The sequence below is a fragment of the Mitsuaria sp. RG genome (genome assembly GCF_028369275.1).
In the GTDB taxonomy this organism is placed as follows: Bacteria; Pseudomonadota; Gammaproteobacteria; order Pseudomonadales; family Pseudomonadaceae; genus Aquipseudomonas; species Aquipseudomonas peradeniyensis.
This window is the reverse complement of sequence record NZ_JAQMYQ010000018.1, coordinates 23,282-45,728: the sequence shown is the minus strand read 5'-3', so window position 1 is coordinate 45,728 and position 22,447 is coordinate 23,282. Positions and strand designations below refer to the sequence as shown.

Here is a 22,447-nt window from a genome sequence, read left to right as displayed (position 1 = left end):
GGCGGCTTCGACCCACTGATCAGCGAGACGCGAGGCACAACCTCTCGTAAAACACGCGCACGGCAGCTAATCTGGCTGCCGTGCGTGTCTTCGTGCCAAGGAATCGCCATGACCGAACAATCGCTACCTACAGTCCAGGACGTGCAAGCCGCAGCCGATCGCCTGCAAGGCCATGTCCACCGTACTCCTGTGTTCACCTCCTCCACCCTCGACGCCCGGGTTGATGCGCAGGTCTTCTTCAAGTGCGAACAGTTTCAGCGCATGGGCGCCTTCAAGATTCGTGGCGCGCTCAATGCGCTGATGCGGCTCGATCCGGCCAGCCGGCAACGCGGAGTGGTCGCTTATTCGTCTGGCAACCACGCCCAGGGCGTCGCCCTCGCCGCCCGGGAGCTGGGTATGCCGGCGGTGATCGTGATGCCCGCCGACGCCCCTGCGGCAAAACGGGCAGCCACCGAAGGCTACGGTGCCACTGTGGTCGCCTATGACCGCTACCGCGAAGACCGTCTCGCCATCGCCCGTCAGTTGCAGTTGGATCACGGTTACACGCTGATCCCTCCGTTCGATCACCCGGATGTGATCGCCGGGCAAGGCACCGCGGCGCTCGAGCTGTTCGAGGAGACTGGCCCGCTGGACGTATTGCTGGTACCGGTGGGCGGCGGTGGGCTGATTTCCGGCTGTGCCCTGGCGGCGCATTTACGCAGCCCCGACTGCGAAGTGATCGGGGTCGAACCCGAGGCCGGCAACGACGGTCAGCAGTCCTTCCGCACCGGCAAACTGGTGAGCATCGACACGCCAGCGACCCTGGCCGATGGCGCGCAGTCGCAGTCGCTGGGGACGATCACCTTTCCATTGATCCAGCAGCTGGTGAGCGACATGGTCACGGTATCGGACGCGGAGTTGCTGCAGGCCATGGGTTTTCTGGCTGAGCGCATGAACCTGTTGGTCGAGCCCACCGGCTGCCTGGCGGCAGCAGCGGTAGTGAAGCTGCGCGAACGGCTGCGGGGCAAGCGAGTCGGGGTCATCCTCACCGGCGGCAACGTCGACCTGCAGCACTATGCGCGTTTGCTACTCGAAGCCGAGGGCGCCGCGCCCCGCTGACAGGAGGTAACGACTCAAATCCTCGGGATGTTTCACGTGGAACATTTACAGCCCGAGGGTTTTGAGTCGCCGATACAGCGTGCGTTCACTCATGCCCAGATGTGCTGCCAGTTCGTTGCGTGATCCTTTGAAGGTCTCCAGGGCGTGCGCCAGGTCGGCCATTTCTTTGCGCCCCCGACTGCGCAAGTGGCCCTGATCTGACATCGGATGGATGTCTTCGGGCAGATGTTCCGGACGAATGAAACCGTCATCGGCAAACAGCCTGGCCCGTTCCAGGATGTTCCTGAGCTCACGAATGTTGCCTGGGAAGGTATGCAGGTTGAGGCACGAGAGTGTTTCGGCGGTAACCTTGGGCGAGTGCTTGCCGGCCATGCGTTGCAGCAGACTCTCACAGAGCAACGGCAAATCCTCGACCCGCTCACGCAGTGATGGCAGGCGAATCGGGAATCCGCTGATGCGGTAATACAGGTCTTCGCGGAACGTCCCTTCGGCGGCCATCTCTTTCAATGGCTTGTGCGTGGCCGAGACCAGGCGAAAGTCCGAATGGACCGTGCGCGTGCTGCCGACCGGGCGGAAGCTGCCGGACTCGATCAGGCGCAGCAGCTTCACCTGCATCGCCAGCGGTACTTCACCGATCTCATCGAGGAACAGGGTGCCACCGTGAGCGGCTTCGGCCAGGCCGATCTTGCGTTGGGTCGCACCGGTGAAGGCGCCCTTCTCATAGCCGAACAGTTCACTCTCGAACAACGACTCGGTCAGCCCGGTACAGTCCACCACCACCAGGGGACCATTGGCTCGGGGGCTGCCCAGGTGCAAGGCGCGGGCGAACAGCTCCTTGCCCGTGCCCGACTCGCCCTGGAGCAGTACCGGAATCTGCGCAGGGGCTGCACGTTGCAAACTGGCCACGGCGGTCTTGAAAGCTGGCGCCCGGCCAACCAGTCCTTGTTGTTGAGGTTGTGCCGATGCCAGGGTGACGCTGGTCAGGCGTTCGACGAAGGCCACTACCCTGCCCTCGTGATCGAGGATCGGGCGCAGCTCTACATCCACATGTTCCGGCCCTCGCGGGGTGTGATGGATGTGCAGCACGCGCTCCGGCACCTTGCTGTCCAGCGATTTGCGCAGTGGGCAATGTTCCCCGGCCTGGTCGCAGGGCACGGCATAGTGGTGCGAGACCCGGTGGCATTTTTCGCCGATCGGCGCGTGCTCCTCGTTGCCGAACTGGCGACGGTACGCCGCGTTGGCAGCCAGGATGTTGTAGTCGGTGTCCAACACGATACTGGGCAGGACATCGTGTTCGAGGTAGGACACCAGCGCGAGGATCGCGGGATGGGAAGCGGCTAGCATGACAGCACCAGATGAAGGACCTGGCGAGGGTAGCAAGGACTGCCAAACACTGCCATTGGCTGACAGTCGACTGCCAGGAACTGTCACCTTTGGTTGGTTGGAATGGGGCTGCTGCGCAGCCCATCGCGGCACAAGGCCGCTCCTACAAGGGGGCGGCGTCCTATCTGAAAGGCTGGCATGTATCTTGATAAAGCACCCTCCACTGCCTATGCCTTCAAGGAGGCCTGGGATAACTGGAGAGTGCAATGATCATCGGCAACAACCTTCACGTCGAAGCATTCTTCGACAAGGCGACCTGGACCATCAGCTACCTGGTCATGGATGGCGAGACGCGCCAATGCGCGCTGATCGACAGCGTGCTGGACTATGACCCCAAGTCAGGGCGCACCTGCACCGATTCGGCGGACAAGCTGATTGCTCGCGTCAAGGCGCTGGACGCCAAGGTGCAATGGATCCTGGATACTCATGTGCACGCCGACCATCTGTCCGCCGCGGCCTACCTCAAGGAGCAGCTTGGCGGCACCATCGCGATCGGTGCGCAGATCACCCAGGTGCAGAAAGTCTTCGGCACCCTGTTCAACGCCGAGCCGGGTTTTGCCCGTGACGGCAGCCAGTTCGATGTCCTGTTCGAAGATGAAGAGGGATTTCGCATCGGCAACCTGCATGCCCGTGCCCTACACACCCCAGGGCATACTCCGGCGTGCATGAGTTACATGGTCGAGGACGCGGGCGAGACCGCAGTGTTCGTCGGCGACACCTTGTTCACCCCCGACTATGGCACCGCCCGTTGCGATTTTCCGGGCGCCAGCGCGAAGACCCTGTACCGGTCGATCCGTCGCTTGCTGGCCTTCCCCGACCAGACCCGGCTGTTCATGTGCCATGACTACCTGCCCGGTGGTCGTGAGTTGTGTTACGTCACCACCGTGGCCGAGCAACGCGCCGACAACATTCATATCCACGAAGGTGTCAGTGAAGAGAGCTTCGTCGAAATGCGTGAAGCCCGTGACAAGACCCTCGACATGCCCGTGCTGATCCTGCCGTCGGTGCAGATCAACATGCGCAGCGGGCAATTCCCCGAACCTGAAGCCAACGGTGTGAGCTACCTGAAGATCCCGCTGAACAAGCTGTAAGCCACGCCGTACCCATAACGAGATTTCCAAGGAACACCGCCATGCCTGCCCTGTCCCCTGCCGATTCCTCCCGTGCCGACCACCACAAGGTGGTGATCGTCGGCGCCGGTGCCGCCGGTATCGCCACCGCCTCCAGCCTGATCGCCCGTGACCCGTCGCTGGATATTGCCTTGATCGACCCTGCCGACGTGCACTACTACCAACCTGGCTGGACCATGGTCGGCGCCGGTGTTTTCAAGGCACCGAGTACCGCCCAGACCATGGCGGCCACCCTGCCCCGTGGCGTGCGCTGGATCAAGGCACGGGTGGAGGGCTTCGACCCTCAGGGGCAGTTGGTGGTGCTCGAGGACGGGCGTGCGGTCAGCTATGAGCAACTGGTGGTCTGCCCGGGATTGAAACTCGACTGGAACGCCATCGAGGGTTTGAGCGAGACCCTCGGACGCAACGGCGTCACCTCCAACTACCGCTACGACCTGGCACCCTACACCTGGCAACTGGTGCAGAACCTCAAGCAGGGGCGCGCCCTCTTCACCCAGCCGCCGATGCCGATCAAATGCGCCGGTGCGCCGCAGAAGGCGCTGTACCTGTCCTGCGATCACTGGTTGCGCAATGGGCACCTGGGCAATGTCAGGGCCAGCTTCTTCAATGCCGGGGCGGTGCTGTTCGGTGTACCGGACTATGTGCCGGCGCTGATGAGCTACATCGACAAGTACGGCGTGGACCTGAACTATCAGCATCGCCTGACGGCGGTGGATGGTCCGAACAAGCGCGCCACGTTCATCCGTACCCTCCCCGACGGCAGCACCGAGACCCGGGTCGAGGCCTTTGACATGCTGCATGTGGTGCCGCCCCAGGTGGCGCCTGACTTCATCCGCCAGAGCCCGCTGGCCGATGCGGCGGGCTGGGTGGATGTCGATCCCCATACCCTGCGTCATCGCCAGTTCGGCAATGTCCACGCGCTGGGTGACGTGGCCAATACCAGCAACGCCAAGACCGCCGCCGCCGCCCGCAAGCAGGCGCCGGTGGTGGCCAACAATGTGCTGGTGGCACTGGGTCGTCTGTCGACCCTGGCCCAGTACGACGGCTACGGCTCCTGCCCGTTGACGGTCGAGCGCGGCAAGATCGTCCTGGCCGAGTTCACCTATGGCGGCAAGGTCGCGCCGAGTTTCCCGCGCTGGCTGCTCGATGGCCGCAAGCCGACGCGCCTGGCCTGGTTGCTCAAGGCGCAGATCCTGCCGCCGCTGTACTGGAAAGCCATGCTCAAGGGCCGCGAGTGGTTGGCCCGGCCGCAACCTCTGGTGGTCGAGGCGCAGCAGTGATCGAACAGCAACTGCTGGGCGCCGGGCTCGGCGCGATCATTGGCGCGGTGCTGGCCCTGACCGGCGCAGGCGGCGGCATCCTCGCGGTGCCGCTGCTGGTGTTCGGCCTGGGGCTGAGCATGGTCGAGGCGGCGCCGATCGGCCTGCTGGCGGTGGGGCTGGCAGCTGCGGTCGGTGCGGTGCTCGGCCTGCGCCAGGGGCTGGTGCGCTACCGGGCGGCCCTGTTTATCGCGGTGATCGGGATTGCCTGTGCGCCCTTCGGGCTTATGCTCGCTCACCGAGTCCCCAATACGCCGTTGGCCTTGGTGTTCGCCGGGGTGCTGGTGTACGCCTGCCTGCGGATCTGGCGCAAGGCGGCGCGTGAGCTGCGTGGCGAGTCACCCTGTGGTGAGCGGGAGATCATGCCCTGTGTGCTTAACCCGCTGCAGGGGCGCTTGCGTTGGACCCTGCCCTGCGCCCGGGCGCTGGCATTCACCGGGATGCTGTCGGGGTTGCTGTCAGGCCTGCTGGGTGTCGGTGGTGGCTTCGTGATCATCCCGGCACTGAACCGCTATACCAACCTGAACATGAAAAGCATCGTCGCCACCTCGCTGGCGGTGATCGCCCTGGTGTCCACCGGCAGCGTGGTCAGCGCCAGCGTGGCGGGGGTGATGCACTGGAGGGTCGGGGCGCCGTTCGCCGTGGGGGCGGTGCTGGGTCTCTTGCTGGCGCGGCCATTGGCGAGCAAGCTGGCCGGCCCTCGTCTGCAGCAGCTGTTCGCCGTGGTGGGCTGTAGCGCTGCGGTACTGCTGGCCGGCAAGGCGCTACTCGGCTAGCAACTCGTCCTGTTCGGCAGCGCACAGCGCCAGCAGGTAGTCCCACAACACCCGCAGGCGTACCGACTTGTGCAGCTCGCGGCGGGTGCAGATCCAGTAGCTGCGCTGGATGGTCTCGCTGGGCAGCACACGCACCAGCTTGGAGTCGTGGCGAGCCATGTAGTTGGGTAGCACGGCAATACCCAGCCCAGCCTGCGCGGCTTGCTGCTGGGCGATCACGCTGGTGCTGCGGAACACCACGTTGGGCGCCCGGCAGAAACTGTTGAGGAACAGCAGCTCCTGGCTGAACAGCAGGTCGTCGACATAGCCGATCCAGCTGTGCCGGGCCAGGTCTTCGCGGCTGTGCAGCGGTGGCGCGCGGTCCAGATAATCCTGGCTGGCATACAGGGCCAGGCGATAGTCGGTGAGCTTGCGGGTGATCAGCAGGTCGGCGTTGGGGCGTTCCAGGTGAATGCTGATCTCGGCTTCGCGGTTGAGGATGCTGACGAACCGCGGCACCGCCACCAGTTCCACTTCGAGCCCCGGGTAGCGCTGGAACAAGGCTTTCATGCGCGGGGTGAAGAACATGATGCCGATGCCTTCGGTCACCCCCAGGCGGATCTTGCCCAATGGCGTGATGGCCTGGGTGATTTCTTCCTGCGCCAGCAGGGCGACGTTCTCCATGGCTTCGGCATGCTTGAGCAGGGCCTGGCCGGAAGGCGTGAGTTCGTAACCCTGGGCGTGCTGGACGAACAGCGCGGTGCCCAGGTGCTTTTCGATGCTCTCGATATGCCGGGCCACGGTGCTGTGGGTGGTGTTGAGGCGCTTGGCGGCGGTAAGCAGGCGACCGCTGCGCTGCAACTCGAGGAAAAACCGCAGATCGTTCCAGTCGAACATGCTTGTTCCTTTGGCTGTTCGCGCTGGCCCTTTCGCGGGTAAACCCGCTCCCACAGGCTCACCGCCGACCCTGAATTCGGCGATAACCCTGTGGGAGCGGGTTTACCCGCGAAGGGGCCGGCTCAGGTATGGCGCTGTGCTAAAACGCACAACGGCTGCGCGAAATCTCGTGTTTCCTCGGCGAAATTAATCAATAAGATGGATCGGGACAAGAATAATAATCAGGCGCGAGGTTGCACATGCCATCAGCCGATCCTGTCTACGACTATGTGGTCGTGGGTGCCGGTCCCGCCGGTTGCCTGCTGGCCAACCGCTTGTCCGCCGACCCTTCGTGCCGCGTATTGCTGCTCGAGGCGGGTGGCCGCGACAATTATCCCTGGATTCACATCCCCGTCGGTTACCTCTACTGCATCGGCAACCCACGCACCGACTGGTGTCTCAAGACCGAGGCCCAGCCCGGCCTGAACGGTCGCAGCCTGGGTTATCCACGGGGCAAGGTGCTGGGCGGCTGCTCGTCGATCAACGGCATGATCTACATGCGTGGCCAGGCCGCCGACTACGACCGCTGGGCCGAGCAAGGCAATGACGGGTGGGCGTGGAAGGATGTGTTGCCCTTGTTCAAGGCCAGCGAGAACCACTTCGCCGGCGCCAGCGACAGCCACGGTGTCGAGGGGGAATGGCGGGTCGAGCAGCAGCGCTACAGCTGGCCGATCCTCGATGCCTTCCGCGATGCCGCCGAGCAGAGTGGCATTGCCAAGGTCGGCGACTTCAATACGGGTGACAACGCCGGCTGTGGATACTTTCAGGTCAATCAGCGCAGCGGTGTGCGCTGGAACTCGGCCAAGGCGTTTCTCAGGCCCATCCTCAAGCGCCCCAACCTGACAGTGTTGACGGACGTACAGGTCGACCAGGTGCTGCTCGACAACACCCGCGCCCGGGCGGTGAAGGCCTTGTGGCAAGGCGCCTGGCATGAGTTCGCCGCTCGCCGCGAGATCGTCCTGTGCGCGGGCTCCGTGGGCTCGCCCGGCATTCTGCAACGCTCCGGCATCGGCCCACGCAAGCTGCTCGAAGACCTGGGTATCGGTGTACGCCACGATATGCCCGGGGTTGGCGGCAACCTTCAGGACCATCTGCAGTTGCGGTTGATCTACCAGATCCGCAACACCCGCACCCTCAACCAGATGGCCAACAGCCTGTGGGGCAAGCTGGGCATGGGCCTGCGCTACGCCTACGACCGCAGCGGCCCGCTGGCCATGGCGCCGAGCCAGCTGGGCGCCTTCGCCCGTTCAGGCCCCGAGCAGGCAACCGCCAACCTGCAGTACCACGTGCAGCCGTTGTCGCTGGACCGTTTCGGCGAACCGCTGCACCGCTTCCCGGCCTTCACCGCCTCGGTGTGCAACCTGCGCCCGGCGAGCCGTGGGCGCATCGACATCCGCTCGGCGGACATGAATGCCGCGCCGGTGATCGACCCCAACTACCTCAGTGACCCCGAGGACCTGCGCGTCGCCGCCGAGGCCATCCGCCTCACCCGGCGCATCGTCCAGGCCCCTGCCCTGGCGGCGTTCGATCCTCGCGAGTACTTGCCAGGCCCTGCCCTGCAGAGCGACGAAGATCTGCACCAGGCCGCCGCTCAGATCGGCACCACCATCTTCCACCCGGTGGGCACCTGCCGCATGGGCAGCGGCACGCTCGACGTTGTGGATAACCAGCTGCGCGTGCATGGCATCCCAGGCTTGCGCGTGGCCGACGCTTCGATCATGCCGCAGATCGTTTCCGGCAATACCTGTTCACCCACGTTGATGATTGCCGAAAAGGCGGCACAACTGATCCTCAAGGGGGCCAATACCCAGACCAACCTCAGCGACGCCAGCGCGATACCGACGCCCTGACCCGGGTGTTTGCAACAGCGGCGGCTTGTGGTCGCAAGTCGCCGGCAGTGGAACAACAAGAATAATCACTGTGGCCTGCGGGCCGAGGACAGCAACGATGTCGGATTACATCCAGGAACAGGGGGCGGCGGCGAGCAGCCCAAGCCGTCGTGAAGAGCGCAAGATCATTTTCGCGTCATCCCTCGGGACGGTGTTCGAGTGGTATGACTTTTTTCTCTATGGCGCGCTGGCTGCGGTCATCAGCAAGCAGTTCTTCGCGGGGGTCAACGACACCACCGCCTTCATCTTCGCCCTGATGGCCTTCGCCGCCGGCTTCCTGGTGCGCCCGTTCGGCGCGCTGGTGTTCGGCCGACTGGGCGACATGATCGGGCGCAAGTACACCTTCCTGGTGACCATCGTGCTGATGGGCCTGTCCACTTTCGCGGTCGGCCTGCTACCGACCTATGCCAGCATCGGCATCGCTGCACCGATCATCCTGGTGGTGCTGCGCATGCTTCAGGGGCTGGCGCTGGGCGGTGAGTACGGTGGTGCGGCCACCTATGTCGCCGAGCACGCGCCTCATGGCAAACGTGGCTTCCATACCGGCTTCATCCAATCCACTGCCACACTGGGCCTGCTGTTGTCGCTGACCGTCGTCCTGGCCAGCCGCTACATCAGTGGCGACCAGTTCGAAACCTGGGGCTGGCGCCTGCCGTTCCTGCTGTCGATCGTGCTGCTGGCGATTTCCACCTGGATCCGCATGAGCATGCACGAGTCGCCGGCCTTCGTGAAAATGAAGGCCCAGGGCAAGGTGAGCAAGTCGCCGATCCGCGAGTCGTTCACTTCGTGGCCGAACCTGAAGGTGGTGCTCACGGCGCTGTTCAGTATCAATGCCGGGCAGGCGGTGACCTTCTACACCGCGCAGTTCTACGTACTGTTCTTCATGACCCAGATGCTCAAGGTGGACCCGGCCCAGGCCAACACCCTGCTGATCATCAGCGTGGTGATCGGTGCGCCATTCTTCGTGTTCTTCGGCTGGCTGTCGGACCGGGTCGGGCGCAAGCCGATCCTGATGATCGGGCTGTTGTTGGCCACGGTGTGCTACTTCCCGATGTTCAAGGCCCTGAGCCACTACGCCAACCCACAGATCGACGCTGCCAGTCGCCAGGCGCCGATCGTCGTCACCGCCGATCCCAAGGGCTGCACCTTCCAGTTCGACCCGGTGGGCAAGGCACGCTTCGACAGCCCGTGCGACAAGGTCAAGACGTTCCTGGTCAAGCAGGGCCTGCCCTACAGTTCGGTGAATGTCGCCGGCAGCGAGGTGATCGTCAGCATCGGCGACAAGACCATCAATGGTTTCGACGAGACGGCCATGCGTAACGCTATCGATAGCGCTGGTTACCCGGCCAAGGCAGATCCCGCGCATGTGAACCAGGTGATGGTAGTTGTGCTGATCGTCGCCATGATCCTGATCGCCACCATGACCTACGGGCCGTTGGCGGCGGTGATGGTCGAGCTGTTCCCGACGCGCATCCGCTACACCTCGATGTCCCTGCCCTATCACATCGGCAACGGCTGGTTCGGCGGCTTCCTGCCGACGGTGTCGTTCGCGTTGGTGGTGTACACCGGGGATATCTTCTATGGGCTGTGGTACCCGGTGCTGATTACCGGGGTGAGCCTGGTGGTGGGGATCTTCTGCCTGAAAGAGACTCGGGATGTGGATATCGACAAGGTCTGAGATTTTCGCTGGGGCCTTCGCGGGTAAACCCGCTCCCACAGGTTTGCGCAATACCCTGTGGGAGCGGGTTTACCCGCGAAGAAGCCAGCAGCGATTTCAGCCCACAAAAAAACCGGCGTAAAAGCCGGTTTTTTTATCGCGGGAAAAAACTTATGCACGATTTTCGAAAAAACGTCATACATGGAAATAAATATCTAATTCAATAACTTAGCTATGTTTGAAGACGCTTAATCCAAAAATTGCTAACACGTTATCCACAGATCGTCAGGCAGGCTGCTGCTCGGGTTTTTCCGCCGCGGGCGGCAGCGAACCCATGGCGCGTTGGGCCGCCTCGTTCCATGCCTGGGCACGGTCGTTGAGCTCAGCGATGGCTCGCGGACCTGTCCCCTCCGGGTACATCGGCTCGCCAATCACCACCTCGATGGTGCCCGGGCGCTTGCCCCAGCCTTCACGCGGCCAGAACTTGCCGGCGTTGTGGGCAATCGGCAGTACCGGCAGGCCTGCGTTCACCGCCAATGCGGTACCACCACGGGAGAACTTGCCGATCTGCCCATGCGGCACGCGGGTGCCTTCGGGGAAGATCAACACCCAGGTGCCCTGCTTGAGCAGCTCGTCGCCCTGGCTGGCAACCTGGCGCAGGGCCTCCTTCGGGTTCTTCCGGTCGATGGCGATCGGTCGCAGCATGGCCATGGCCCAGCCGAAGAATGGCACGTACAGCAGCTCGCGCTTGAGCACCTGGCTCAGCGGCGAGAAATACGCCGACAGGAAGAACGTCTCCCAGGTGCTCTGGTGGTTGGACAGGATCACGCAAGGTACCTCAGGCACGTTCTCGGCGCCGGTGATCTTGTAGTCGATCCGCAGGATCGTCCGTACCAGGAACAGCGCGCAGCGGCACCAGTAGACGTTGATGAACCGGTAGCGCTTGGGGAACGGCAGGAAAGGCGCGACAAAGAAGCTCAGCGAGCACCACAGCAGCGAACTGGTGCCCAACAGCAGGTAAAAAAGAAAGATTCTGATCGCCTGCAGGATCGACATAGTGGCATGTACCGTTGCGGGGCGTGCCCGCCTAATGAAAAGTGCGCCGTTCCTGGCGCACTCATTTAAATAAGTTCTCTGGCGATGGCTGCCAGATCGTCGAAAATCAGTGTAGTTTGCGGGACACCTTTTTCCAGGGTCCTTTCACCCTTGCCGGTTTTCACCAACACGGGTTGTGCATCGACGGCCAGGGCCGCCTCCAGGTCACCTTTGCTGTCACCGACGAACCATACGCCGGCCAGCGGTACCTGGTAGTGCTCGGCAATGGTCCGCAGCATGCCAGGCTTGGGCTTGCGGCAGTCGCAGCCCTCGTCCGGGCCGTGCGGACAATGCACGATCAGGCCAACTTCGCCGCCCTGCTCGGCCACCAGCGCGCGCAGGCGTGCATGCATGGCCTCGAGGGTTTCCAGCGGGTAGTAGCCGCGGGCAATGCCGGACTGGTTGGTGGCAACCGCCACCGTCCAGCCCGCCTTGCTCAACTGCGCGATAGCCTCGATCGAGCCGGGAATGGGGATCCACTCCTCCAGCGACTTGATGTAGGCGTCGGAGTCGTGGTTGATCACTCCGTCTCGATCAAGAATCAGCAGTTTCAACGACTCACCCCAGCAGCGAGATATCGGCCACGCCCAGGAACAGACCGCGCAGGCGGCTGAGCAGGGCATAACGGTTGGCGCGTACCTTGGCGTCCTCGGCGTTGACCATCACCGCCTCGAAGAAGGCATCGACCGGGTCACGCAGGGCCGCCAGGCGGGCCAGGGCCTCGCTGTACTGACGCGCGGCCGCCATCGGTTGCACGGCCTGGTCGGCCTGCTGGATGGCCGAGTACAGGGAGAACTCGTTGGCGTTGTCGAAGTACTTCGGCTCGACCTGGTCGGCGATGGCGCCTTCGGCCTTGCCCAGCAGGTTGGATACGCGCTTGTTCGCCGCGGCCAGGGCTTCGGCTTCCGGCAGCTTGCGGAAGGCCTGCACGGCCTGTACGCGCTGGTCGAAGTCCAGCGCCGAGCCCGGCTTCAGGGCACGCACCGACAGGTAGGTGGAGACGTCGATGCCTTCGTCCTCGTAGCGCGCGCGCAGGCGGTCGAAGACGAACTCCAGCACCTGCTCGGACAGGCCGGCGGCCTTGACCTTGGCACCGAACTGCTTGACCGCGAACTCGACCGCGACGGCCAGGTCCAGGTCCAGCTGCTTCTCGATCAGGATGCGCAGCACGCCCAGGGCGGCACGACGCAGGGCGTACGGGTCCTTGCTGCCGGTGGGCAGCATGCCGATGCCGAAGATGCCGACCAGGGTGTCGAGCTTGTCGGCGATGGCCACGGCGGCACCGGTGAGGGTCTGCGGCAGCTCGGCACCGGCGCCGCGCGGCATGTACTGCTCGTTCAGCGCCAGGGCGACGTCTTGCGGCTCGCCATCGTTGAGGGCGTAGTAGTAGCCGGCGATGCCCTGCATTTCAGGGAATTCACCGACCATTTCCGAGGCCAGGTCACATTTGGACAGCAGGCCGGCACGGCCGGCATTGGCGGCGCTGCCGCCGATGTACGGGGCAATGAAGGCGGCCAGCTTGGAAACGCGCTCGGCCTTGTCGAACACGGTACCCAGCTGAGCCTGGAACACCACGTTCTTCAGGCGCTCGTTGAAGCTTTCCAGCGGCTGCTTCTTGTCCTGCTTGAAGAAGAACTCGGCGTCGGTCAGGCGTGGGCGCACGACCTTCTCGTTGCCTTCGACGATCTGCTTCGGATCGCGGCTCTCGACGTTGGCCACGGTGATGAAGCGCGGCAGCAGCTTGCCTTCGCTGTCCAGCAGGCAGAAGTACTTCTGGTTGTCCTGCATGGTGGTGATCAGGGCTTCCTGCGGCACCTCGAGGAAACGCTCCTCGAACGAGCACACCAGCGGCACCGGCCACTCGACCAGGGCGGTCACTTCGTCCAGCAGCGCCGGTGGCACGATGGCCGTGCCTTCCTGCTGCATGGCCAGCTCGGCGGTGCGCTTGCTGATCAGCTCGCGACGCTCGGCGAAGTCGGCCAGCACGTGGGCCTTGCGCAGGTCCTCGACGTAGTTGGCCGGGGTGGTGATGAGCACGTTTTCCGGGTGGTGGAAGCGGTGGCCACGGGATTCACGGCCGGCCTTCTGGGCCAGGATGGTGCAATCGACCACCTGGTCGCCGAGCAGCATCACCAGCCACTGGGTCGGGCGCACGAACTCTTCACGGCTGGCGCCCCAGTGCATGCGCTTGGGGATCGGCAGGTCGTTGAGCGAATCCTCGACGATGGTCGGCAGCAGGCTGGCGGTGGCCTTGCCCGGAATGTGCTGGGAGAAGCGCAGCTTGGGGCCGCTCTGGTCGATGTCCGACAGCTCCACGCCGCACTTCTTGGCGAAGCCCAGGGCGGCCTGGGTCGGCTGGCCTTCGGCGTTGAACGCGGCCTGCACCGGCGGGCCGTCGATGTTGATGCTGCGGTCCGGCTGCTGCACGTCCAGCTGGCGGATCAGCACGGCCAGGCGGCGCGGCGCGGCGTAGACCTGCTTGCCGGTGTAGTTCAGGCCGGCGGCCTGCAGGCCTTTCTCGATACCGGCGAGGAACGCGTCGCCCAAGCTGGCGAGGGCCTTCGGTGGCAGCTCTTCGGTGCCCAGTTCAACCAGGAAATCTTGAGCACTCATTGTGCAGCCTCCAGCTTAGCCAACACTTCGTCACGCAGTTCGGGAGAGGCCATCGGGAAGCCCAGGCGTGCGCGGGCTTGCAGATAGCTTTGCGCCACGTCCCGGGCCAGGGTACGTACGCGCAGGATGTAGCGCTGGCGCTCGGTCACCGAGATGGCGCGGCGGGCGTCCAGCAGGTTGAAGGTGTGCGAGGCCTTCAGGACCATTTCGTAGGTCGGCAGCGGCAGGTCCAGCTTGATCAGGCGGTTCGCTTCGCTTTCGTAGAAGTCGAACAGTTCGAACAGCTTCTCGACGTTGGCGTGCTCGAAGTTGTAGGTCGACTGTTCCACTTCGTTCTGGTGGAACACGTCGCCGTAGGTGACCTTGCCGAACGGACCGTCGGCCCATACCAGGTCGTAGACCGAGTCCACACCCTGCAGGTACATGGCCAGGCGCTCCAGGCCGTAGGTGATCTCACCGGTGACCGGGTAGCACTCGATGCCACCGACCTGCTGGAAGTAGGTGAACTGGGTCACTTCCATGCCGTTCAGCCAGATTTCCCAACCCAGGCCCCAGGCACCGAGGGTCGGCGATTCCCAGTTGTCTTCGACGAAGCGGATGTCGTGAACCAGTGGATCCAGGCCGATGGCTTTCAGCGAGCCGAGGTACAGCTCCTGGAAGTTGGCCGGGTTCGGCTTGAGTACCACCTGGAACTGGTAGTAGTGCTGCAGGCGGTTGGGGTTTTCGCCATACCGCCCGTCGGCGGGGCGACGGCTGGGCTGCACGTAGGCGGCGTTCCAGGTCTCCGGGCCTACGGCGCGCAGGAAGGTAGCGGTGTGGAAAGTGCCGGCGCCTACTTCCATATCGTAGGGCTGAAGCACCACACAACCTTGCTCGGCCCAGTAGTTCTGCAGGGCGAGGATCAGGTCTTGGAAGGTACGCACGGCTGGCGTAGGCTGGCTCACGAAATTCACCTGTATCTGGGGATGCGGATGTAAAGAGCGGGAGTATACCCGATTCGCCTCGCCCTCTACGTTATTGGAGCCTTATGCCACGCTGCTTTTGGTGTTCCGACGATCCGTTGTACCAGGCCTATCACGACCATGAGTGGGGAACGCCGCAGCGCGATCCGGCGTTGCTCTTCGAGATGCTTTTGCTCGAAGGGTTCCAGGCGGGGTTGTCGTGGATCACGGTACTGAAGAAACGCGAGCGCTATCGCCAGGTGCTGGATGGCTTCGATCCGGTGAAACTGGCGCGCCTGAGCGACGAGCGCATCGAGGAGCTGATGCTTGATCCCGGCATCATTCGCAACCGCCTCAAGCTCAAGGCCGTGCGCCGCAATGCCCAGGCCTGGCTGGCTGTGGATAACCCCGCCCAATGGCTGTGGTCGTTCGTCGGCGGTGCGCCGAAGATCAACCAGTTCCAGGGGCGCGGCGACGTGCCGGCGGTCACCGATGAGGCCAAGGCCATGAGCAAGGCCCTGCAGAAGGCCGGCTTCACCTTTGTCGGGCCGACCATCTGCTACGCCTTCATGCAGGCCACCGGCATGGTCATGGACCACACCACCGACTGTGATCGTTACGCCGCGCTGGTGCGCTGACGGGGTACAATGCGCGCCTTGCTGAAATAAGGAATTCGCCTGTGGAAAAGTTCAAGGGCGCCCTGATGGTCGGGGTGCTGCGCCTGTTTGCCAAGCTGCCCTGGGGCGCTGTGCAGCGCGTCGGCGCCGGTATCGGCTGGCTGATGTGGAAAATCCCCAATGGCTCGCGCAATGTCGTGCGGATCAACCTGGCCAAGTGTTTCCCGGAGATGGACCCGGTCGAGCGCGAGCAGCTGGTTGGCCGCGCGTTGAAGGATATCGGCAAGTCGTTTGTCGAGAGCGCCTGCGCCTGGATCTGGCCGCCGCAGCGCTCGCTGGAGCTGGTCAAGGAAGTGCACGGCCTGGAAGTGCTGGAGCAGGCCCTGGCCTCGGGCAAGGGCGTGGTCGGCATCACCAGCCACCTGGGCAACTGGGAGGTGCTCAACCACTTCTACTGCAACCAGTGCAAACCGATCATCTTCTACCGCCCGCCCAAATTGAAGGCTGTGGATGACTTGCTGCGTGAACAGCGCGTACAGATGGGCAACCGCGTGGCGCCTTCGACCAAGGAAGGCATCCTCAGCGTGATCAAGGAAGTGCGTCGGGGTGGCCAGGTGGGGATTCCGGCCGACCCGGAGCCGGCGGAGTCGGCGGGCGTGTTCGTGCCGTTCCTCGGCACCCAGGCGCTGACCAGCAAGTTCGTGCCGAACATGCTGGCTGGCGGCAAGGCGGTGGGTGTTTTCCTGCATGCCCTGCGGTTGCCGGATGGCTCGGGCTTCAAGGTGTTCCTGGAAGCGGCGCCGGAAGCGATGTACAGCACCGATGTGACTGAATCGGCGGCGGCCATGAGCAAGGTGGTCGAGCGTTATGTGCGCGAGTACCCGAGCCAGTACATGTGGAGCATGAAGCGCTTCAAGAAGCGTCCGGCGGGCGAGCCGCGCTGGTATTGAGATTGCTGGGGGCGCTTCGCGGCACAAGGCCGCTCCTACAAGGTGACCGCGATCCCCTGTAGGAGCGGCCTTGTGCCGCGAAAGGGCTGCAAAGCAGCCCCGGCGATCTCAGATCTTGTTCAATTTCTTCAGGAACACGGTCATCTCTTTCTCAGCCTGCTTGTCGCCATGGGCCTGCGCCGCGACGATCCCCTCTTCCCAGGCCTTGCGCGCGCCGTCCAGATCCCCGCTCAACTGATACGCCTTCCCCAGCAGTTTCCACGCCGCCGAGTACTTTGGATCCTGCTTCACACAAGCCGCCAGGTGCACCGCTGCTTCAGCCCCATTGCCCTCGTCCAGCCAAGCCTTGCCCAGCCCAAACCTCAGCAGCGGGTTATCCACACCCTTGGCCAGCATCTTCTCCAGCGATTCGCGCATAGGTTTCTCTCCCGAATCCATGATGTTGCGGGCGCCTGTGGGAGCGGGTTCACCCGCGAATGCGTCGCTGAATCGGCAATCGTATTCGCGGGTAAACCCGCTCCCACAGGGGTTGGCTTTCTCTTCTAGAAGAAACTCAGGCCCACGTGGAACAGCTTCTCCACGTCCCGAATATGCTTTTTATCCACAACGAACAGGATCACATGGTCGCCCGACTCGATCACCGTGTCGTCGTGGGCGATCAGCACTTCCTCGTCGCGGATGATCGCGCCGATGGTGGTGCCCGGCGGCAGCGAGATGTCCTCGATGGCCTTGCCCACTACCTTGCTCGACTTCGAATCGCCATGGGCCACCGCCTCGATGGCCTCGGCCGCGCCGCGGCGCAGCGAGTGCACGCTGACGATATCGCCGCGGCGCACGTGGGCCAGCAAGGTGCCGATGGTGGCCAGCTGCGGGCTGATGGCGATGTCGATCTCGCCGCCCTGCACCAGGTCGACGTAGGCCGGGTTGTTGATGATGGTCATCACCTTGCGCGAACCCAGGCGCTTGGCCAGCAGCGACGACATGATGTTGGCCTCGTCGTCATTGGTCAGGGCCAGGAAGATGTCGGCGTCGGCGATGTTCTCTTCGAGCATCAGGTCGCGGTCGGAGGCGCTGCCCTGCAGCACCACGGTGCTTTCGAGGGTGTCGGAGAGGTAGCGGCAGCGCGCCGGGTTCATCTCGATGATCTTCACCTGGTAGCGGCTCTCGATGGCCTCGGCCAGGCGTTCGCCGATCTGCCCGCCGCCGGCGATGACCACGCGCTTGTTGGTCTCGTCGATACGCCGCAGCTCGCCCATCACCGCGCGGATGTCCTTCTTCGCGGCGATGAAGAACACCTCGTCGTCGGCCTCGATCACCGTGTCGCCCTGGGGCGTGATCGGCCGGTCGCGGCGGAAGATCGCCGCCACGCGGGTGTCGACGTTGGGCATGTGGGCGCGGATCTGGCGCAGTTGCTGGCCCACCAGCGGGCCGCCGTAGTAGGCCCTGACCGCCACCAGTTGGGCCTTGCCTTCGGCGAAGTCGATCACCTGCAGCGAGCCCGGGTGTTCGATCAGTCGCTTGATGTAGTTGGTCACCACCTGTTCGGGGCTGATCAGCACGTCCACCGGGATGTGGTCGTTGTCGAACAGCTCTTCGCGGGTCAGGTAGGCTGACTCGCGCACCCGGGCGATCTTGGTCGGGGTGTGGAACAACGAATAGGCGACCTGGCAGGCGACCATGTTGGTCTCGTCGCTGTTGGTCACCGCCACCAGCATGTCGGCGTCGTCGGCGCCGGCCTGGCGCAGCACCGTCGGCAGCGAGGCGCGGCCCTGCACGGTGCGGATGTCCAGGCGATCGCCCAGGTCGCGCAGGCGCTCGCTGTCGGTGTCGACCACGGTGATGTCGTTGGCTTCGCTGGCCAGGTGCTCTGCCAGCGTACCGCCTACCTGGCCTGCGCCGAGGATGATGATCTTCATCCGCTACTCCCTACCCTTTTTGTTCTTTACCCGCGCGAGGCGGCAATCTTGATCAGCTTGGCATAGTAGAACCCGTCGTGGCCGCCTTCCTGGGCCAGCAGCTGGCGGCCGTGGGGCTGGCGCAGGCCGGCCTCAAGGGCCAGGTCCAGCTCGCGGGCGCCGGGGGTGCGGGCGAGGAAGGCGTCGATCACTTCGGTGTTCTCGGTTGGCAGGCTCGAGCAGGTCGCGTAAAGCAGCATGCCGCCCACTTCCAGGGTCGGCCACAAGGCATCGAGCAGCTCGCCTTGCAGCGTTGCCAGGGCCGGGATGTCCTCGGCCTGGCGGGTCAGCTTGATGTCCGGGTGGCGGCGGATCACGCCGGTGGCCGAGCAGGGCGCATCGAGCAGGATGCGCTGGAATGGCTTGCCGTCCCACCAGCTGGTGGTGTCGCGGGCGTCGCAGGCGATCAGCTCGGCGTCGAGCTTGAGGCGGTCGAGGTTCTCGCGCACGCGGGCCAGGCGTTTGGCTTCCAGGTCGATGGCGACCATGTGGGCCAGGCCAGGTTCGGCTTCCAGCAGGTGGCAGGTCTTGCCGCCCGGGGCGCAGCAGGCGTCGAGCACGCGCTGGCCGGGGGCCAGTTCGAGCAGGTCGGCGGACAGTTGCGCGGCTTCGTCCTGCACGCTCACCCAGCCGTCGGCGAAGCCCGGCAAACCACGTACGTCGCAGGCTTCGGCCAGGACGATACCGTCGCGGCTGAACTGGCAGGCGCTGGCCTGGATGCCAGCCTCGGCCAGCAGCACCAGGTAGGCGTCGCGGCTGTGGTGGCGGCGGTTGATCCGCAGGATCATCGGCGGGTGGGCGTTGTTGGCGGCGCAGATGGCTTCCCATTGCTCCGGCCAGAACGTTTTCAGCGCCTTCTGCAGCCAGCGCGGGTGTGCGGTGCGTACCACGGGGTCGCGTTCCATGCCGGCGAGCAGCTCCTCGCCTTCACGCTGGGCGCGGCGCAGCACGGCATTGAGCAGGCCCTTGGCCCACGGCTTCTTGAGCTTGTCGGCGCAACCCACGGTCTCGCCGATGGCGGCGTGGGCCGGGATGCGCGTGTAGAACAGCTGGTACAGGCCGACCAGCAGCAGCGCCTGTACATCGGCGTCGGCGGCCTTGAACGGCTTCTGCAGCAGTTGCGCGGCCAGCAGGTCCAGGCGCGGCTGCCAGCGGGCGGTACCGAAGGCCAGGTCCTGGGTCAGGCCACGGTCGCGCTCTTCGACCTTGTCCAGTTGCGCCGGCAACGAGCTGTTCAGCGAGGCCTTGCCGCTGAGCACGGCGGCAAGGGCGCGGGCGGCGGCCAGGCGTGGGTTCATTGGCCAAGCACCTTGCCGCTGGCGAACTTCTCGCGGCGGCTGTTGAACAGGTCGCTGAAGGCCAGGGCCTTGCCGCCGGGCAGTTGCAGGCGGGTCAGGCTCAGGGCGCCGTCACCGCAGGCGACGACCAGGCCGTCCTTGCTGGCGGAGAGGATTTCACCGGGGGCGCCCTGGCCTGTGGACAAGTTGGCGGCCAGCACCTTCACGCTTTCGCCGTCGAGGGTGCTGTGGCACACCGGCCAGGGGTTGAAGGCACGGATCAGGCGCTCCAGCTCCACGGCCGGGCGGCTCCAGTCGATGCGTGCTTCGTCCTTGTTCAGCTTGTGGGCGTAGGTGGCCAGGGCATCGTCCTGGACTTCACCTTGCAGCGAACCGTCGGCCAAGCCGGCAATTGCCTGGACTACAGCAGGTGGGCCCATTTCGGCGAGGCGGTCGTGCAGGGTGCCGCCGGTGTCGTCGGCGCCGATAGGGGTAACCACTTTGAGCAGCATCGGGCCGGTGTCCAGGCCGGCTTCCATGCGCATCACGGTCACGCCGCTCTCGGCGTCGCCGGCTTCCACGGCGCGCTGGATCGGCGCCGCGCCGCGCCAGCGTGGCAGCAGGGAGGCGTGGCTGTTGATGCAACCCAAGCGCGGGATATCCAGCACCACTTGCGGCAGGATCAGGCCGTAGGCGACCACCACCATCAGGTCTGGCTTCAGTGCGGCGAGTTCGGCTTGTGCATCGGCATTGCGCAGGGTCTGCGGCTGGTACACCGGGATATCATGGGCCACGGCCAGCGCCTTGACCGCGCTCGGCATGAGCTTCTGGCCACGGCCGGCCGGGCGGTCGGGCTGGGTGTAGACGGCCACGATCTCGTACGGGCTGTCGAGCAGGGCCTTGAGGTGTTCGGCGGCAAACTCTGGAGTGCCTGCGAAGACGATGCGCATGGAGTTCTCGCTTCTTCAAAAAGAAAAAGGCTTGCCGGAGCAAGCCTTCTGGAAGGTGGGGATCAGGCTTGCTGGCGGTGCTGCTTTTCCAGCTTCTTCTTGATCCGGTCGCGTTTGAGCTGGGACAGGTAGTCGACGAACAGCTTGCCGTTGAGGTGATCGAACTCGTGCTGCACACACACCGCCAGCAGGCCTTCGCATTCCAGCTCGTAGGGCTTGCCGTCGCGGTCCTGGGCCTTGACCCGCACGCGCAGCGGGCGGTCGACGTTCTCGTAGAAGCCGGGCACCGACAGGCAGCCTTCCTGGTACTGGCCCATGTCGTGGGTCAGTTCCTCGACCGTGGGGTTGATGAAGACGCGCGGCTCGCTACGGTCTTCGCTCAGGTCCATCACCACGACCTGCTTGTGCACGTTGACCTGGGTGGCGGCCAGGCCGATGCCAGGCGCCTCGTACATGGTCTCGAACATGTCGTCGATCAGCTGGCTCAAGGCGTCGTCAAACTCCGTCACCGGTTTGGCGATGGTGCGCAGGCGCGGATCGGGGAATTCGAGAATGTTCAAAATGGCCATGGTGGTCAGGCAGTCACTGTTCGGTCGGTTGAAAACTGAGCACACATAATAAAGGGAAATGGGGCGTTCGGCACCTGTGAAGCTTGGCTAGGGTCTCTATGGGCTTGATAGCTGCCATTTCATGGACAGCTTTTCAAAGTGTTATTCACAAAGATATCCACAGGTTGTGCCACGTATCTGGCCCCCTGTCGATCAAGGACGATCCACCATGAACCCATCCCGTTCGTCGCCTTGTCCGCCTGCGGAACTGGAGGCGCGACTGCGTCTTCATAGCCTTCCGGATATTGGCTTGCGTCGTTTCCATACCCTCATCGACGCGTTCGGCAGTGCCTCGTCGGCACTCAGCGCGCCGGCCAGCGCCTGGCAGGCGTTGGGGCTGAAGGATGCCAGTATAGACGCCCGGCGCAGCCCGCAAGTGCGCGACGGCGCATTGGCTGCAATGCGCTGGATAGAGCGTCCGGGCCAGCATTTACTGATGTGGGACAGGCCTGGCTACCCGGCGTTGCTGGCCGAGATAGACGATCCGCCGCCGCTGTTGTTCGTCGCGGGCGAGCCCGCTTTGCTCGAGCAACCGCAACTGGCGATCGTGGGCAGCAGGCGTGCTTCACCCCCGGCGCTGGATACCGCGGGCGCGTTTTCCCGATGCCTTTCCCAGGCGGGTTTCACCATCACCAGCGGGCTGGCACTGGGCGTCGACGGTGCCGCTCATCGGGCTGCGTTGAAGGCTGGCGGGTACACCATCGGGGTGCTCGGCACGGGGTTGCAAAAACTTTATCCACAGCGCCACCGTGACCTGGCCAGGGCGATGATCGACAGCGGTAGCGCGCTGGTTTCCGAGTATCCGCTGGACGCTGGGCCACTGGCCGGCAACTTTCCGCGCCGTAACCGGATCATCAGCGGCTTGTCGCTGGGTGTGCTGGTGGTCGAGGCCAGCCTCGCCAGTGGCTCGTTGATCACCGCACGGCTCGCCGCCGAACAGGGGCGGGAGGTGTACGCGATTCCTGGGTCCATTCATCACCCCGGCGCCAAGGGCTGCCACCAGCTGATCCGCGATGGCGCCCTGCTGGTGGAAAGCGTGGAGCAGATCCTCGACAGCCTGCGCGGTTGGCAGAACCTGCCGCCCGCAGTTGTGGATAAACCCGCCCATCCCCTGCTCGCCCTGCTCCACGCTGCCCCCCACACCAGCGAGGGCCTGGCCCACAGCAGCGGCCTGCCGTTGGCCCAGGTGCTTGCCAGTCTCACCGAGCTGGAGCTCGAAGGCCGGGTGAGCAACGAAGCCGGGCGTTGGTTTGCCCGTGCCGGCTAAGTACACT

General features: G+C 64.3%; 19 protein-coding genes and 1 pseudogene. 9 read left to right on the top strand and 11 right to left on the bottom strand.

Features of this window, described 5'->3' with window-relative positions:
• The first annotated feature begins 108 nt into the window (after positions 1-108).
• Positions 109-1,098 carry a threo-3-hydroxy-L-aspartate ammonia-lyase gene (locus POF53_RS12310; RefSeq protein ID WP_475860172.1) on the top strand — a complete coding sequence of 330 codons (990 nt, stop codon included), beginning with the start codon at positions 109-111 and terminating at the stop codon, positions 1,096-1,098.
• Between the two features lie 45 nt (positions 1,099-1,143).
• Here POF53_RS12310 and POF53_RS12305 read toward each other — a convergent pair whose 3' ends face one another.
• Complete coding sequence (locus tag POF53_RS12305; protein WP_232855436.1) at positions 1,144-2,442, bottom strand: sigma-54 interaction domain-containing protein; 1,299 nt, start codon at positions 2,440-2,442, stop codon at positions 1,144-1,146.
• Between the two features lie 245 nt (positions 2,443-2,687).
• Here POF53_RS12305 and POF53_RS12300 point away from each other — a divergent pair, with 245 nt between their 5' ends.
• The 3 genes and pseudogenes from POF53_RS12300 (at position 2,688) to POF53_RS12290 (ending at position 5,706) form a co-directional block, all read left to right on the top strand.
• Positions 2,688-3,572, top strand: a complete 885-nt coding sequence (locus tag POF53_RS12300; RefSeq protein WP_498967897.1) for an MBL fold metallo-hydrolase — start codon at positions 2,688-2,690, stop codon at positions 3,570-3,572.
• A gap of 83 nt (positions 3,573-3,655) precedes the next feature.
• A pseudogene (locus tag POF53_RS12295) lies at positions 3,656-4,891 on the top strand (NAD(P)/FAD-dependent oxidoreductase); the annotation flags it as partial.
• Entirely contained in the window at positions 4,888-5,706 is an 819-nt protein-coding gene (locus tag POF53_RS12290) for a sulfite exporter TauE/SafE family protein (RefSeq protein WP_203649233.1), read from the top strand. The pseudogene POF53_RS12295 and the gene POF53_RS12290, both read left to right, overlap by 4 nt.
• Here the strand turns inward: POF53_RS12290 and POF53_RS12285 are convergent.
• Positions 5,695-6,582, bottom strand: coding sequence for a LysR family transcriptional regulator (locus POF53_RS12285; RefSeq protein WP_254463959.1), 888 nt, complete (start codon positions 6,580-6,582; stop codon positions 5,695-5,697). The two genes, POF53_RS12290 and POF53_RS12285, sit on opposite strands and share 12 nt — an antisense overlap.
• A gap of 239 nt (positions 6,583-6,821) precedes the next feature.
• Between POF53_RS12285 and POF53_RS12280 the strand changes: the two genes are divergently transcribed.
• Together POF53_RS12280 and POF53_RS12275 are read left to right on the top strand one after the other, a co-directional pair.
• Positions 6,822-8,471: a GMC family oxidoreductase gene (locus POF53_RS12280; protein WP_498967895.1), complete on the top strand. Its 1,650-nt coding sequence runs from the start codon at positions 6,822-6,824 to the stop codon at positions 8,469-8,471.
• 97 nt (positions 8,472-8,568) lie between these two features.
• Positions 8,569-10,188 (top strand): MFS transporter, encoded by a 1,620-nt coding sequence (locus tag POF53_RS12275; RefSeq protein ID WP_498967893.1) that lies wholly within the window; start codon positions 8,569-8,571, stop codon positions 10,186-10,188.
• 264 nt (positions 10,189-10,452) lie between these two features.
• Here the strand turns inward: POF53_RS12275 and POF53_RS12270 are convergent, their stop codons facing one another.
• The 4 genes from POF53_RS12270 to glyQ form a co-directional block, all read right to left on the bottom strand.
• Complete coding sequence (locus tag POF53_RS12270; protein ID WP_203649224.1) at positions 10,453-11,223, bottom strand: lysophospholipid acyltransferase family protein; 771 nt, start codon at positions 11,221-11,223, stop codon at positions 10,453-10,455.
• Between the two features lie 65 nt (positions 11,224-11,288).
• On the bottom strand, positions 11,289-11,816 hold the full coding sequence (gene gmhB, locus POF53_RS12265; protein WP_062572332.1) for a D-glycero-beta-D-manno-heptose 1,7-bisphosphate 7-phosphatase: 528 nt from the start codon (positions 11,814-11,816) through the stop codon (positions 11,289-11,291).
• Between the two features lie 4 nt (positions 11,817-11,820).
• On the bottom strand, positions 11,821-13,875 hold the full coding sequence (gene glyS / locus POF53_RS12260) for a glycine--tRNA ligase subunit beta (RefSeq protein ID WP_186712236.1): 2,055 nt from the start codon (positions 13,873-13,875) through the stop codon (positions 11,821-11,823).
• A complete protein-coding gene (gene glyQ, locus POF53_RS12255) occupies positions 13,872-14,798 on the bottom strand; it encodes a glycine--tRNA ligase subunit alpha (protein ID WP_353618262.1) in 927 nt (308 codons plus the stop codon). The genes glyS and glyQ overlap by 4 nt, the downstream gene beginning before the upstream one ends.
• Before the next feature lie 104 nt (positions 14,799-14,902).
• On the opposite strand from glyQ, the gene POF53_RS12250 reads away from it, so the two are divergent.
• Positions 14,903-15,454 carry a DNA-3-methyladenine glycosylase I gene (locus tag POF53_RS12250; protein ID WP_498967889.1) on the top strand — a complete coding sequence of 184 codons (552 nt, stop codon included), beginning with the start codon at positions 14,903-14,905 and terminating at the stop codon, positions 15,452-15,454.
• Positions 15,455-15,495: 41 nt separating this feature from the next.
• Positions 15,496-16,383: a lysophospholipid acyltransferase gene (locus tag POF53_RS12245; RefSeq protein WP_203649220.1), complete on the top strand. Its 888-nt coding sequence runs from the start codon at positions 15,496-15,498 to the stop codon at positions 16,381-16,383.
• Positions 16,384-16,491: 108 nt separating this feature from the next.
• Here the strand turns inward: POF53_RS12245 and POF53_RS12240 are convergent, their stop codons facing one another.
• The 5 genes from POF53_RS12240 to def form a co-directional block, all read right to left on the bottom strand.
• Positions 16,492-16,800, bottom strand: a complete 309-nt coding sequence (locus tag POF53_RS12240; protein WP_186712233.1) for a tetratricopeptide repeat protein — start codon at positions 16,798-16,800, stop codon at positions 16,492-16,494.
• Positions 16,801-16,925: 125 nt separating this feature from the next.
• The gene (gene trkA, locus POF53_RS12235) at positions 16,926-18,299 is read right to left on the bottom strand and encodes a Trk system potassium transporter TrkA (protein ID WP_050707620.1); all 1,374 of its coding nucleotides are present in this window, start codon (positions 18,297-18,299) and stop codon (positions 16,926-16,928) included.
• A 26-nt stretch (positions 18,300-18,325) separates the two neighbouring features.
• Positions 18,326-19,636 (bottom strand): 16S rRNA (cytosine(967)-C(5))-methyltransferase RsmB, encoded by a 1,311-nt coding sequence (gene rsmB, locus POF53_RS12230; protein ID WP_232855442.1) that lies wholly within the window; start codon positions 19,634-19,636, stop codon positions 18,326-18,328.
• Entirely contained in the window at positions 19,633-20,565 is a 933-nt protein-coding gene (gene fmt, locus POF53_RS12225) for a methionyl-tRNA formyltransferase (protein WP_232855443.1), read from the bottom strand. The genes rsmB and fmt overlap by 4 nt, the downstream gene beginning before the upstream one ends.
• A gap of 62 nt (positions 20,566-20,627) precedes the next feature.
• Positions 20,628-21,134, bottom strand: coding sequence for a peptide deformylase (gene def / locus POF53_RS12220; protein WP_028690050.1), 507 nt, complete (start codon positions 21,132-21,134; stop codon positions 20,628-20,630).
• A 289-nt stretch (positions 21,135-21,423) separates the two neighbouring features.
• Here def and dprA point away from each other — a divergent pair, with 289 nt between their 5' ends.
• On the top strand, positions 21,424-22,440 hold the full coding sequence (gene dprA, locus POF53_RS12215; RefSeq protein WP_498967885.1) for a DNA-processing protein DprA: 1,017 nt from the start codon (positions 21,424-21,426) through the stop codon (positions 22,438-22,440).
• Positions 22,441-22,447: the final 7 nt, after the last annotated feature.